Origin of the sequence: Vibrio sp. D401a (genome assembly GCF_030248515.1) — a bacterium.
Taxonomy (GTDB): domain Bacteria; phylum Pseudomonadota; class Gammaproteobacteria; order Enterobacterales; family Vibrionaceae; genus Vibrio; species Vibrio rotiferianus.
In genome coordinates this window covers 81,441-94,758 of record NZ_JAHGAI010000034.1, presented here as the reverse complement: position 1 = coordinate 94,758, position 13,318 = coordinate 81,441, and the positions used below count along the sequence as shown (strand labels likewise).

Sequence of the window (13,318 nt, the reverse complement as noted above, 5' to 3'; positions counted from 1 at the left end):
GTGTTGCCTGCGAATTAAAAAAAGCTTTGATCGATAAACAAAATGTCGCCTGGCTTAACTGCTCTTGTCATCTTCGCTTTCTCTATAGTTTTTCCTGTAGAGTGCTGCGTTAGGTGAATTTGCGTTCGTGAGGCTCGATCGGTTAAGCCTCCTGCTAGCGCGATGGCTTTCTCGATGGTCAATCCAGGTTGATATGCAAAACCACCAGGTTTTCTTACCTCGCCGTTGACAAAAAATAGGCGAAAACTTGTGATGGTAACCATGACTTTAGGGGTGACCAAATAGTCGCCTTTTAAGCCTGCCTCAAGTTCCTCCTTTAGTTGTTTGGGTGTCTTTTGTATCGCTTTGATACGGCCTAAATAGGGGTAGTCAAAGTAACCGTCAGAAGTAATCAGAATGCGTTCGATGGACAGGTCTTGCTCACCGTAGACTTGAATCGAAATAGTATCTCCCGTATCAAGAACATAGTTTTGCTCGATAGGTTCGGCTAGTGCGGGGGTGAGTATGAGGCTGAAAAATAAGATAAAAATATTTCTGAACATGTTGTTCCATCCTTGCTACAGGGAAAGGTTAAAAGCGAGAGACCACAGATTTTGGTCATAACTATAACCAGCCCAGTTAGACTCTTTTTCTATGAATTGCCATTGGCCACTAACACTAAGCCAGCGTCTAAACTGGTAATCGACTCCTACCTTCAATGTGTATGAGTCTTCTTTTCTGTCGACTCCGGTATAGTCTTCATTGAGGTAGGAAGTAGAAAAGTCGCTTTTAAGGTAACTGTTCCAATTGTGTTCAATCGTCAAATGAACGCGGGTTTGTAGGTTGTAGTCGCCATATAGATCTGGATTGATTGCCGCTTGTTTGGTTGATAGGCTGACTAAAGTTTGATTTTGTGGTGTCCACTCTGCACCGATATCCCAACTAAGGCCGGTAAAGTCTTCTCTCTGCACTGAATCAAAGTGTTTGTCTTGTACACCTATGCGTGCAACCCCCGTTGTTTTTCCGGAAATCGCCCAACTTACACCGGTAAAATACGTTGAAGATAAACCGTCACGAGAGATTTGGTTTGGATTAGGTGTTATGTAGGTTGTTTTCTTTTGTTCGGTACCAATCAACCAATAAGTATCAGCGGCCATTCTCATATAGAACTCAGCTGTCATTGAAGGCGACCGAAAGTCGTTGTACTTAGCTTTTTTAGTTTGTGAAAATGGCAGGTTCTCACGGTAGTTGGTATAGCGTTTATCAAAGTAGTTGATACCTAGCTCGATGTTTCCACGTGCGCCGTTGGCGCCAAATCGATATTTGGTGTTCAACTGATGAGTTTGAAAATAAACAAGGTCGGGAAGTGTGTCACCTTGTCCTTCAGTCAAACCTTCACCGCGATTCTCATGTTTGCGTTGATACTGGTATCGCACATTAAATCGGTTTCTATGATTGAACTCGAAATGGTTAAACCATCTAACTGTATGATCATTGAAGTCGTTACTTTCATCGGAAGAGAGCCCCGAATCCAACTTATAGCTAAGTAAGCTTTTGTATAAGTTGCGTTCAATTGCGACATCGATACTTGGAATAGCGGAATAAACCGATACGGCAGAAGAATGGTTTTTCTCGATCCTAGCGATGTTGTCATTGTACTCGTAGTCTAACGTTAGTTTAGGAGTGAGCTCTATTCCTGATTCCGTTGTGTACGACATCGGCTCGCCTTTTAGGTTGTAAGACACCAGTAAAGAAATCATGGCGAGAGCAAGTGATTTAATACGCATTTGAGCCAGTAAACCCTTTGAAAATAGTCATAAAGATGATTTTGATGTCCATCCATACTGACCAGTGATGGATATAATCTAGGTCGAATTCAACTCGCTTTTCCATTTTGTCTAGGGTGTCCGTTTCTCCACGGTATCCGTTAATTTGCGCCCATCCAGTAATACCAGGTTTAACCTTGTGGCGAAGCATGTAGCGGTCAACGATTTGACGATACTCTTCATTGTGTGCTACCGCATGTGGACGCGGGCCAACGATAGACATAGTGCCCTGCAGTACGTTGATAAACTGAGGTAATTCATCAAGCGAAGTTCGGCGTAAAAATCCTCCAAATGGTGTAATTCTAGGGTCGTTTTTTGTTGCTTGTTTTACGTCACTACCTTGTTCCATGGTGGTCATGGAGCGAAACTTCCAAACGGCGATTTTGCGGCCATCTAACCCATATCGGTCTTGCTTGAAAATAACGGGGCCTTTTGACGTCAGCTTTATCCCTAAAGCGATAGCGAGTAGAACAGGAGAAATAAGTAGTAAGATGAGACTCGATAGCACTATGTCTTCTACTCGTTTTACCCACGTCGCAAAGCCAGAAAACGGTGTATCAAAAACACTTAATGTTTGTACGTCACCAATTTGATCCCAACGTGAATGAAGTAAGTTGTAGGTGAAAAAATCGGGAATAAGATAGGTGTTCGCCGTTGTGTCAGAAAACTGATTTAAGAAAGTCGTAATGCGTTCGTTTGCATGCATTGGCATTGCGATATAGACGTAATCAACCTCACCATTTTTAGCGCGCTCAAGAGCACTGGCTACGTTACCTTTAATTGGATAGCTCGGCGTTTTAGGAAGACGATCCGGTGTGCGTTCATCATAGAATCCATCGAATACGACGCCGTGCTCGCCATGTTTTTTCAGTTCTTGAGCTAGCGTAAGCCCATGAGGTGTTTGTCCGACAATAATTGCGGTGCGAGTATTGTATCCCTGCTTACGTAGGTAAGAGAGCAAGCTTCGCACAATCAGTCTCCATGAAATTAAGAAGATTGGTGTTGATAGAACCCAGCTTGTGATGAGTGATTTATTGAACAGCGTATAAGTTTGCGAGTAATAAACAACGATGAACAAGAAAGCACAGCTAACAAACCAAGAAATACAAACGATGAAGACTTGCTCTTTAAACGAACTGGTACGCCACGAGCGATAGAGTTTGCCGCTCTCGGCTAATACCAAAAATGAAAGGCTCGCTACGCCAGATAGGATGATAGAGTCTTTTGCGACAGTTTGAGGGCCTGTGATGAGAAATACCATCATAAGAGAAATAATGACGAATAAGTCTGCAACTCTATATAGAAAGGCGAATTCCATTTCATGAGAGCGTATCAAACCTTTGTGTTTCATAAGCTAATTCCTTTTTACGCATGCTACCGCCCTTGAGTTTCGTCTCTCAAAATCCGTGATTTATAGGGTGGTTTAGAAGGGCTAGTTCGGCTTGTTACTAAGTGCCACAACTAAGGGTGGCGGAGCTGAATAGCGCAAAATAGTGTAGAAATTCACACTCTTTCGTTAAGTGGAAATAAGCATGAAATTTCGCTTTGAGCTGAATTCCGTTGAGTTAAGAAAAAAATGGTACTTTTGGAAAGTTGAGTGGAAAAAGTGGTAGAGGAAGGACTTTGCATTAAAGACTAAGGTTTACTGTTACTTATTTAATCTCACAACAAAGTAGAGAGTCTAAGTTAGCGATTGTGGTTAATTGGTTTGAAAATAAAAAATCCCTCTCGAATGAGAGGGATTGGTAGCAAGCAAAGGTGATTGAATTCTTACTCTACGTCGATGCCATTTTCTTTGTATAGGCGTCGGCATGCGCGACCATCACTATGGAAAAGGTGACAGCGATGAGCTGGGATACCAATTTCAAGTCTATCACCAGTTTCCACTGGTAATGTGTCAGGTTGACGGTAGATAACGTCTGCGTCTGCGCCTTCAAGGTTTAGGTAAACCTGAGTTTCGTTACCTAGCTTCTCTACAATCATTACCTCACCGTGAATGGTGGCGTCAGACTCAGATGCTGAAAGTAGATGCTCAGGACGAACACCTAGAGACATACGATCACCACGGTTTACAGTTGTACCGTCTACTGGGATCCAGAATGACACGCCATTCGAAAGCTGTACTTTCACGCGCTCCGCTTCTACTTCATCAATGAACACACTCATGAAGTTCATTTTTGGTGAGCCGATAAAGCCCGCTACAAAACGGTTCTGTGGGTAGTGGTATAGCTCTAGAGGCTTACCAACCTGAGATACGTAACCACCATCCAGTACTACAATCTTATCTGCCATTGTCATTGCTTCTACCTGATCGTGAGTTACGTAGATCATGGTACAGCCTAGCTGGCGTTGTAGTTTTGTTATTTGAGCACGCATATTTACACGTAATGCTGCATCAAGGTTAGAAAGTGGTTCATCAAGAAGGAATACGTTTGGTTGAGAAACCAAGGTACGACCAATTGCAACGCGTTGACGTTGACCACCAGATAGCGCTTTTGGTTGACGCTCTAGTAGGTGACCAAGTTGAAGGATTTCTGCCGCGTGCTCAACTCGTTTGTCGATTTCTGCTTTGTCTGCTTTTGCCAGCTTAAGACCAAATGACATGTTGTCATATAAGTTTAGGTGTGGGTAAAGAGCGTAAGACTGGAATACCATACCAACACCACGTTGAGATGGTTCTATGTCATTCATGCGCTGGTCACCAATATACAAGTCACCTGAAGTAATGTCTTCAAGACCGGCAATACAACGTAACAGGGTAGATTTACCACAACCTGATGGGCCTACGAAGACAACGAATTCACCTTCGTTGATCTCTAGGTCTACGTTTTTAGAAATCAGTACGTCGCCATACGCTTTACAAACATTTTTTAACGTGACACTCGCCATGTAGCTCGTCCTCGATCAATTTTTATTATTCACCGCTCATCATTATATGAATTATCTAGCGAGCAGTAACAGTAGGAATTGGTAAGTTATTAATGGAGGTAAGAAAAACAGGGTAGCGCTCATGTAAAACTCTTAACGAGCGCTACCCACCAAGGCCAAGTACGAGTTTCTCTCCCCCACATTATTCGTGTTGTCTCCCCCGTGAAATAATTACCACAAACAACACCAATAATGACATTCCACTCGTATGGCAATGCAAAACCAGCAAATCTTGTAACCTATAGGGTAGGTACTGCTGGGAAAGGGTTCTTACCATCCACTCTTGGATGACTGCAGTTTCTAAGATTCTGTTCACTGATACATCCTCCCAATAGAAATAATTGCAGGGGGAGTAGGCAGGGAGGAGTGAAAAAGGAGGAGTAGAGAGCAAGTTGGGCGGATATCACATTATTGCGTGACCCAAAGGTGAATTCGATCACAAGAAGTGCTCATTTTGTGATTTGGGTCGCTAACCCTTGGCGATTCAGATCACGAAAATACGTCATAATTACAAGGGCGTAGGGATTAGGAGGATGAGACATATTGGATAATTTCAGATGATATATGTCGAAATACGGCTGAACCTCAATGGACTCGCCCTACATCAAAAATATAAAAAGGATACGAACATGAAAAAATTAAGCGCTCTAGCACTAGGTACTCTTGTTGCTTTGGGTTCTTTTGGTGCTAATGCTGCCATCGAAGAAGGACAACTAACAATCTGGATCAACGGCGATAAAGGCTACAACGGTCTAGCAGAAGTTGGTAAAAAGTTTGAAGAAGACACTGGTATTAAAGTAACAGTGGCTCACCCAGATGGCCTTCAAGACCGATTCCCTCAGACAGCGGCTACCGGTGATGGTCCTGATATCGTATTCTGGGCTCACGACCGTTTCGGTGGTTATGCAGAAGCAGGTCTACTTGCTGAAATCAAACCTTCGAAAGAAATCCAAGAAGGCATCGTTGATTTTGCATGGGATGCAGTACGTTACGATGGCAAACTAATTGGCTACCCAGTAGCGGTTGAGTCTCTATCTCTAATCTACAACAAAGACCTTGTTCCAAACCCACCTAAGACATGGGAAGAAGTTGCTGCACTAGATGCAAAACTTAAGAAAGAAGGCAAGTCTGCAATCATGTGGAACCTAAAAGAACCGTACTTCACATGGCCACTAATGGCTGCTGACGGTGGTTACGCGTTTAAATACACGTCTGAAGGCTACGATGTGAAAGACGCTGGTATTGCGAAAGAAGGCGTGAAAGACGCAATGAACTTCGTTAAAGGTTTAGTTGACAGCAAAGTTATCTCTCCAGATATGGACTACTCAGTATCTGAATCAGCGTTCAACCAAGGTACTGCTGCGATGACTATCAACGGTCCATGGTCTTGGGGCAACATCGAGAAATCTGGCATCAACTACGGCGTAACAACTCTTCCTAAGTTCCAAGGTCAGTCTTCTAAGCCATTCGTTGGTGTTCTAACTGCTGGTATCAGCACAGCATCACCTAACCGTGACCTAGCGGTAGAGTTCATCGAGAACTACCTACTGACTAACGATGGTCTACGCAAGGTTAACAACGACAAGCCACTAGGTGCAGTAGCACTTAACTCATTCCAGCGTGAACTAGATTCAGATGCACGTATCGCTGCAACAATGGATAACGCGATGAACGGCGAAATCATGCCTAACATCCCACAAATGAACGCATTCTGGGGTGCAGCTAAGAACGCTATCATCAACGTTGTAGACGGTCGTCAAACTGTAGATGCTGCTCTAGCAGATGCAGAAAAACAAATGACAAAATAATTCAGTAATACCTTTTAAGGAGGAGGCAACTCCTCCTTACTTTTCTATATTTATTCTATATCGCTAGCAGGTTCCCTATGCAGTCAGTTCAAGGTACAGATGCTATGACAGCACCAGATGCAAACCTTCCGAGCAGCAAAAAAGTGTTTATCAAGTGGGCACTATTAGGCTCAATCGGTTTTATAAATGGTTACGCTACTATTCTAATGTATTCTCGTGGTGAGATTGCGTTTGCACTGCTTACGCTCATTCTTACTGCATTGGCGTTGTATATCTTTGGTAGTAAAAAGACCTACGCCCACCGTTATATCTATCCGGGTATCGCCGGAATGATTCTGTTTATCCTTTTCCCATTGGCGTACACCGTTGGTTTGTCGTTTACCAACTACAGCGCGAAAAACCAACTCTCGCTGGAACGTGCTCAAAGCGTCCTATTAGACAGAACTTATCAGAGTGGCGACAGCTACCCATTTACCCTTTATAAAACTGAACAAGGTCACCAGATCGTAGTTGAAAAAGGTGGTGAGCTACTTGCTACGCCAAGTTTTCAGCTTGAAGGTATGTCAGTCTCAGATCTTGATTTGACGCCAGTGACAGAGATTAGCGGTGAGAAAGAACCGATCAAAACGATCGTGAAAAACCGTAGTGCACTGAGCAGCGTCGATCTGCATTTGCCTAGTGGTGATGATATCCGTATGAGTGGCTTACGTAAGTTCGCTGCTGTGGTACCACTGTTCACACTACAGGAAGATGGTCAGTCACTTTACAACAATAAATCGGGTGAAACTCTACTGCCTAACATGGAAGTGGGTTACTACCAGCCAGTCGATGAAAGCGGTCAATTTGTCGGCAATACTGTTTCTCCAGGTTTCATCGTAACGATTGGTTCACACAACTTTGAACGTGTATGGAAAGATGATGGCATCAAAGAGCCGTTCATCAGTATCTTCATCTGGACGGTTTTGTTCTCTGCACTATCAGTATTGTTTACACTGATTATCGGCTTGGTATTAGCGAGTGTAGTTCAATGGGAAGAACTGAAAGGTCGTTCTATCTACCGCTTGCTGCTTATCTTGCCTTACGCCGTACCAGCGTTTATCTCTATCCTGATCTTCAAAGGTTTGTTTAACCAAAGCTTTGGTGAGATCAACATGTTGCTTGAAGGCTTGTTTGGTATTAGCCCAGCGTGGTTCTCTGACCCATTCATGGCAAAAACCATGATCTTAATTGTGAACACCTGGCTAGGTTTCCCTTACATGATGATCTTGTGTATGGGCCTACTAAAAGCGATACCTGAAGACTTGTATGAAGCTTCGGCAATTGATGGTGCTAACTTTGTTTCTAACTTTACGCGTATCACGCTGCCGATGATGATCAAGCCGCTAACGCCGCTCCTGATTGCCAGCTTCGCGTTTAACTTCAACAACTTTGTACTGATTGCATTGTTGACAGGTGGTGGTCCGAACATGATCGGAACTTCAGAACCTGCGGGTTACACCGACTTATTGGTTAGCTACACATACCGTATCGCCTTTGAAGGTGCGGGCGGTCAGGACTTTGGTCTGGCAAGTGCAGTAGCAACGCTTATCTTCCTGTTGGTTGGCGCACTAGCACTTATCAACCTGCGTGTAACTAAAGTAGCTCAAGATTAAGGAGACATCACAATGGCAATGGTACAAGGTAAGTCATTAAAGTATCGTGTATGGGCTACGCACGCCGCAATGTGGGCGTTCTTAGCACTGATTATTTTCCCTTTATTAATGGTCATCGCTATCTCATTCCGTGAAGGTAACTTCGCAACGGGTAGCCTGATCCCAGATAACCCAACGCTGGACCACTGGAAACTAGCGTTAGGTATTGCGGTTACCAATGCGGATGGCACGGTGACACCACCTCCGTTCCCAGTTCTAACTTGGTTGTGGAACTCAGTTAAGGTTGGCGGCATTTCTTCAATCTTGATTGTGGCACTGTCTACTACGTCGGCATACGCATTTGCTCGTATGAAGTTCAAGGGCAAGAACACCATCCTGCAAGCGATGATGATCTTCCAAATGTTCCCGGCTGTACTGGCATTGGTGGCATTGTACGCGCTGTTTGACAAGCTTGGACAATACATTCCGTTCCTTGGCCTGAATACGCATGGTGGTTTGATCTTTGCCTACCTTGGTGGTATCGCACTACACGTATGGACAATCAAAGGTTACTTCGAGAGCATTGACTCTTCACTAGAAGAAGCTGCGGCATTGGACGGTGCGACACCATGGCAAGCGTTCCGTCTGGTACTACTACCACTGTCTGTGCCAATCCTAGCGGTAGTGTTCATCTTGTCATTTATTATGGTGATTGGTGAAGTTCCGGTAGCATCGTTACTGCTTTCTGATGTAGACTCATACACTCTAGCGGTTGGTATGCAGCAATATCTATACCCTCAGAACTACCTGTGGGGTGACTTTGCCGCAGCAGCAGTTCTTTCTGCAGTGCCAATCACAGTAGTATTCTTGCTTGCACAGCGCTGGTTAGTTGGTGGACTAACAGCTGGTGGTGTGAAAGGTTAATCTTAGTGGGTCGCTAAGGATTAAGAATAAAAAGAATAAGGGCGACCGCTTGGTCGCCCTTGTATTTGCTTCGATATTACGTTTTTGGTTTGGCCGCCGATCAGTAATATCAGCAATATTGGCGTTACGCATAGCTGGCTGTTAGCTTTGTTCCTTACTATGAAAATCACTAACAGTTTTTGTAACCATTGCCTGAGTTTTAGCTCGGGCATTTTTATATCTATAAATCGTTTGGTTAGTCAGGTGAGATTAGCCGTTTTGCAAAGGATTACACAGTACGGTTAGAATGCTGTGCGTCGCACTTCACATAAATAGTGGGTGGTTGTTCGGTTCCGTTATGTGCGAGGAGAAAGTTAAAACTCTTTGCTGGATGGCGCGCACCCTACGTATTGAAGCAATGTATACATGCTTGTTTGTTGCAATGCGACGCGACGGAATAGATCGGCAAAAGTAGCATCACCTCCAAAGCAAGTTTGGATGTAATGGTTTATTTCATCATCGTTATACCCTTCGACATACATGGTTCTTACCCATTGATACTCTACGGCTTTAAGATTAGTAAGAGTGGTTTCACTGAGAGTTGTAATTATTTTCAAGGCTTAAACTCAAGCTTCCTGACAGTGCAGAGATTTAAGCAAAACAAAGTGAAAGAAATATGACAGTGGAAAGGGAAGGGAACTGAGCTGAGCCCTCAAAATGAAGCCATAAAGAAAGAAAACCTTGAGAGCTAAGGAGCGAGTATGCTTAGGAAGTTATCGCTCCACACTAAACACTCTATTTGAGATACTTGACGTGAGCTTCCATCTCCTCGCCAATTTCTTTGCGCATGTTCATTAGACGTATTGCCGACTGCTCTAGAGCTTTGTCTTCAGCTGATTCAGGTATCCATTTAGGTACGTCAGTAGGTTTTCCATCCTCATCTACCGCAACCATGATAACGATACAATGCGTAGTGAGGCGGTTTTTAAGTTCTTTAGGATCGCTAGCCTGTACATCAATCGCGATATGCATTGAACTGCGACCAGTATAAATAACCTTTGCACTTACCTCTACCAAGTTCCCAACATGAATCGGAGCAACGAAACGAATACCACCCGCGTAAGCAGTTATACAGTATTTACCACTCCAAGCCGCGCTACATGCGTAAGCGGCTAAGTCGATCCATTTCATCACGGCGCCACCGTGTACTTTCCCACCGAAGTTAACGTCTCCTGGCTCAGCAAGAAAACGAAGGGTAATGTCTCTTTGACCACTGCTCATCTGTCATTCCTTTGTGCGTTGTTACTGATTTCAATGTATCAGTAAGGAGTTGAATCTGGAATAGGCAATGCAACAAAATATTAACTTTTCTATCAACGCTACCACCCGTTTGTGTTCGATAGAAAAAAGCCACGGTGATGACCATGGCTTTTTAAACGCTTATTGAGAGGTTGCGGGTAACTCTGGGGGCGTAGTGGGTGCTTTCTTACGAATCTTAATTTGTGAAAGAATAACGCCGGAGATAACCAGCATGCCGCCAATGATGTGGTAGACATGTACCTCCTCCCCAAGCATGGTTGAAGCTAAGGCTACCGAAACCACTGGCATTAGGTTCATAAACATGGCACTTGAATCTGCACCAATCAAATCAATCGCTTTCACCCACATTAATGGGGCAAAGATAGATGCGGCAATACCAGCGTAAGCAATTAAAGGTAGTGCGCTTTGGCTTGGCAGGAGTTGATCGCTGCTCAACCACAATGGTGCTAGCATTATTAACGAGAAAAAGCCCTGCATGTAAACCAAAGTCATGCTGTTGAAAGGCATTTTCCAGCGTTTAAGCAGCACACAATAAATCGCGTAGCAAAGAGCTGCCAACAACATCAAGCTGTCACCTTGGGTCATGTCCTGGTGAAGGAAGTAGGAAATGTCGCCATGACCAAGCATAAATGCCAAGCCGCCTAATGAAATTACACCACCTGCTACGCTCAACATGGAAATTGATTTACCCAATAAAGGCACACTCAAGAAAACACTGATCAATGGGACGAGAGAGGTGATCAGGGCCATGTTAGAAGCTGTCGTCGTAAGACCCGCGTAATAGCCGAGTGATTGGTTTAGTACCATGCCCAGTAGGGCTAGGCATGCTAGCTTAGCAAGGTATGGACGAATCACATGACGCTGTCTGATCACCGCAGGTAAGCAAAATGGTGTTAGAAGCACCATGGCAACAAACCAACGGTAGAAGCTCATTGCGCTCGGTTCGATGGCACTTGCTGCCATTTTATTTACGATGGAATTCCCACCCCAAATCATGACAGTAAAGAACGGAAGCAAATAAACCATGAGAACCTCATCGCAGAATAATTGATGGCGCTAGTCTGACAGGTCTTTATAATGAAAAGTATCTCTGGAAAGACATAGTAAGCGATAGGAAGACAAATTTGAAAAAGAGCACTAGGAATCTTCACCCGTCATTATCGATTGATAGAGCACCATCAGATGTATTTATGAATTTTGAGGCCTTCCTGTCGAATACGGAAACTCGTATTCATAGTCACCCATGGGGGCAAGTTCAACTAATCAGTGGTGGTATCTTAGAAATGGATGCGGAAGATACTCGCTTCTTAGCTCCTCCTCATCTTGCGATTTGGGTGCCAGCGGGTATTCGACATAAGAGCTATAACCGCAAACCATTGGAATACTGCTCTTTAAATATTGCACCAGAGTTGACGAAGCACTTCCCCTCCAAAACCAGTTTGATCAAAGTGACGCCCATTGTCTCGGCGATTGTAGAAGATTTCCGTCAGCGCGATATTAATGTTGCTCAAAACGAAGAAGATAAGCGTCTTGTCCAAGTCCTTCTCGATCAGCTAGCCAAACAAGAGGTTGAGCATCACTTCTTGCCAACCACTGACAATAAGTACCTAGAGCCAATCTTAAAAGCTGTTGAAGAAGCTCCAACCGATGAAATTAGTTTGGGAGAGTGGGCGGAGAAGGTGCACACTACAGAGCGTACGTTAGCTCGCCATTGCCAAAGTGAATTGGGGATGAGCTTTACCGAGTGGCGATTGCGGGTGCGTTACCTGCATTCGATGGAGTTGCTGAGAAAGGGGCAGACTGTAAAAGAGGTGGCGTTGACACTGGGCTACAACCAAGCCAGTCCTTTTATTGCTATGTTCAAGAAATACTCCGGCATAACACCGGAGCAATATAAGAACCGCTTGTTATAGCTGAGCGAGCACGTAGTCTAGACCACCAACAACCGCCGCCACTTGAGCGTCGTTACACTCTTCGTCAGTGACTTTCGGGCTGTCTGGGTAAACTTCTGTTGTGGTGCCGTAAGTGCAGTTGGTGACGCCGCCACACAGACCTAGTTTCACCATTGGATAATTAATCACACCAAATTGCACCACTGGCGAGCCAATGATTTCGCCTTGGTCGTCCGCTGGGGCAATGTGGGTCACCTTCGCTACTGACTCGATGACGGCTTTTTGGAACTCTGGTTGTGGGTTTTCTGTATCGCCCACCGTGTAGAAACCATCTGGGATCATGCCTTCGATGTATTCAAGACCATCACGTGCTGCAAGTGCAGGGCGGAATTCGGTCTCGTCAGAATCGGTGGTTTCGTGCAGGTCGATGTGCATTAGAACATCACCTAAGGTCGCAACAAGCTTAATCAAGTTAGCTGACTCTTCCGCAGGACTATTTGCGTAGAAAGAGCGGTTTGGGTCAATCGCATTTGGGTTCCAGCGGTTGATCACCTCGTACCCCCAAGGGCTGACACATGGTGCAACGACAATATTGAAGTGTTCTGCATAACGCTCTGCCTGCGTATCAACAAACTTCAGCGCACCATGTACGCCACTTGTCTCGTAGCCATGTACGCCGCCAGTTACTAAAACAACCGGTTTTGCAGCATCCCAGTTACGAGTCTTGATACAAAACAGAGGGAAGCGCGCTTCGTCGTAAGAGAGTGCGCCGTATTGCTCAACATCAAAACGCTCGCGAAGAGCATCAATTTTGGTCACGACTTCTTCTTGGTAGCTACGTTTTACGTCACGTTGCTCACGCCAAGCTTTACGTTCTGCTTCACCCCATGACTGACCTGGGGTACCAATTGGGTAAGTGTATCCGCTTTTCATCTATACTTTTTCTTTTGTGTGCGTGAAAGGTAAGACAAGACTAGTCCTGTCTCAAAGCCACGGCAATAGAAAACACAATTTGTGACCTTATTCTTTGC

General features: G+C 44.5%; 12 protein-coding genes. 4 read left to right on the top strand and 8 right to left on the bottom strand.

The window, feature by feature from the left end; genetic code table 11:
* Nucleotides 1–14: 14 nt before the first annotated feature.
* The 4 genes from KIV41_RS13485 to malK all read right to left on the bottom strand — a co-directional run bounded on the left by KIV41_RS13485 (nt 15) and on the right by malK (nt 4,694).
* The gene (locus KIV41_RS13485; RefSeq protein ID WP_045394610.1) at nt 15–542 is read right to left on the bottom strand and encodes a polysaccharide biosynthesis/export family protein; all 528 of its coding nucleotides are present in this window, start codon (nt 540–542) and stop codon (nt 15–17) included.
* Nucleotides 543–557: 15 nt separating this feature from the next.
* Nucleotides 558–1,766, bottom strand: a complete 1,209-nt coding sequence (locus KIV41_RS13480) for an outer membrane beta-barrel protein (protein ID WP_252042513.1) — start codon at nt 1,764–1,766, stop codon at nt 558–560.
* Nucleotides 1,756–3,156: an undecaprenyl-phosphate glucose phosphotransferase gene (locus tag KIV41_RS13475; protein WP_045394607.1), complete on the bottom strand. Its 1,401-nt coding sequence runs from the start codon at nt 3,154–3,156 to the stop codon at nt 1,756–1,758. The genes KIV41_RS13480 and KIV41_RS13475 overlap by 11 nt, the downstream gene beginning before the upstream one ends.
* 419 nt (nt 3,157–3,575) lie before the next feature.
* Nucleotides 3,576–4,694, bottom strand: a complete 1,119-nt coding sequence (malK, locus tag KIV41_RS13470; RefSeq protein ID WP_045394604.1) for a maltose/maltodextrin ABC transporter ATP-binding protein MalK — start codon at nt 4,692–4,694, stop codon at nt 3,576–3,578.
* Between the two features lie 668 nt (nt 4,695–5,362).
* Here malK and malE point away from each other — a divergent pair.
* The 3 genes from malE to malG all read left to right on the top strand — a co-directional run bounded on the left by malE (nt 5,363) and on the right by malG (nt 9,096).
* The gene (gene malE / locus KIV41_RS13465; protein ID WP_045394602.1) at nt 5,363–6,541 is read left to right on the top strand and encodes a maltose/maltodextrin ABC transporter substrate-binding protein MalE; all 1,179 of its coding nucleotides are present in this window, start codon (nt 5,363–5,365) and stop codon (nt 6,539–6,541) included.
* Between the two features lie 77 nt (nt 6,542–6,618).
* A complete protein-coding gene (malF, locus tag KIV41_RS13460; protein ID WP_010452712.1) occupies nt 6,619–8,193 on the top strand; it encodes a maltose ABC transporter permease MalF in 1,575 nt (524 codons plus the stop codon).
* A gap of 12 nt (nt 8,194–8,205) precedes the next feature.
* The gene (malG, locus tag KIV41_RS13455) at nt 8,206–9,096 is read left to right on the top strand and encodes a maltose ABC transporter permease MalG (protein WP_010452709.1); all 891 of its coding nucleotides are present in this window, start codon (nt 8,206–8,208) and stop codon (nt 9,094–9,096) included.
* Nucleotides 9,097–9,449: 353 nt separating this feature from the next.
* Here the strand turns inward: malG and KIV41_RS13450 are convergent, their stop codons facing one another.
* The 3 genes from KIV41_RS13450 to KIV41_RS13440 all read right to left on the bottom strand — a co-directional run bounded on the left by KIV41_RS13450 (nt 9,450) and on the right by KIV41_RS13440 (nt 11,421).
* Entirely contained in the window at nt 9,450–9,692 is a 243-nt protein-coding gene (locus KIV41_RS13450; protein WP_029561135.1) for a hypothetical protein, read from the bottom strand.
* A gap of 178 nt (nt 9,693–9,870) precedes the next feature.
* Nucleotides 9,871–10,356: an acyl-CoA thioesterase gene (locus KIV41_RS13445; protein WP_010452707.1), complete on the bottom strand. Its 486-nt coding sequence runs from the start codon at nt 10,354–10,356 to the stop codon at nt 9,871–9,873.
* Between the two features lie 159 nt (nt 10,357–10,515).
* Complete coding sequence (locus KIV41_RS13440) at nt 10,516–11,421, bottom strand: DMT family transporter (protein WP_252042515.1); 906 nt, start codon at nt 11,419–11,421, stop codon at nt 10,516–10,518.
* A gap of 98 nt (nt 11,422–11,519) precedes the next feature.
* Between KIV41_RS13440 and KIV41_RS13435 the strand changes: the two genes are divergently transcribed.
* Nucleotides 11,520–12,308 carry a helix-turn-helix domain-containing protein gene (locus KIV41_RS13435; protein WP_010452704.1) on the top strand — a complete coding sequence of 263 codons (789 nt, stop codon included), beginning with the start codon at nt 11,520–11,522 and terminating at the stop codon, nt 12,306–12,308.
* On the opposite strand, the gene KIV41_RS13430 is transcribed toward KIV41_RS13435, so the two are convergent.
* Nucleotides 12,303–13,220: a M14 family metallocarboxypeptidase gene (locus KIV41_RS13430; RefSeq protein WP_285336664.1), complete on the bottom strand. Its 918-nt coding sequence runs from the start codon at nt 13,218–13,220 to the stop codon at nt 12,303–12,305. The two genes, KIV41_RS13435 and KIV41_RS13430, sit on opposite strands and share 6 nt — an antisense overlap.
* Nucleotides 13,221–13,318 lie beyond the last annotated feature (98 nt).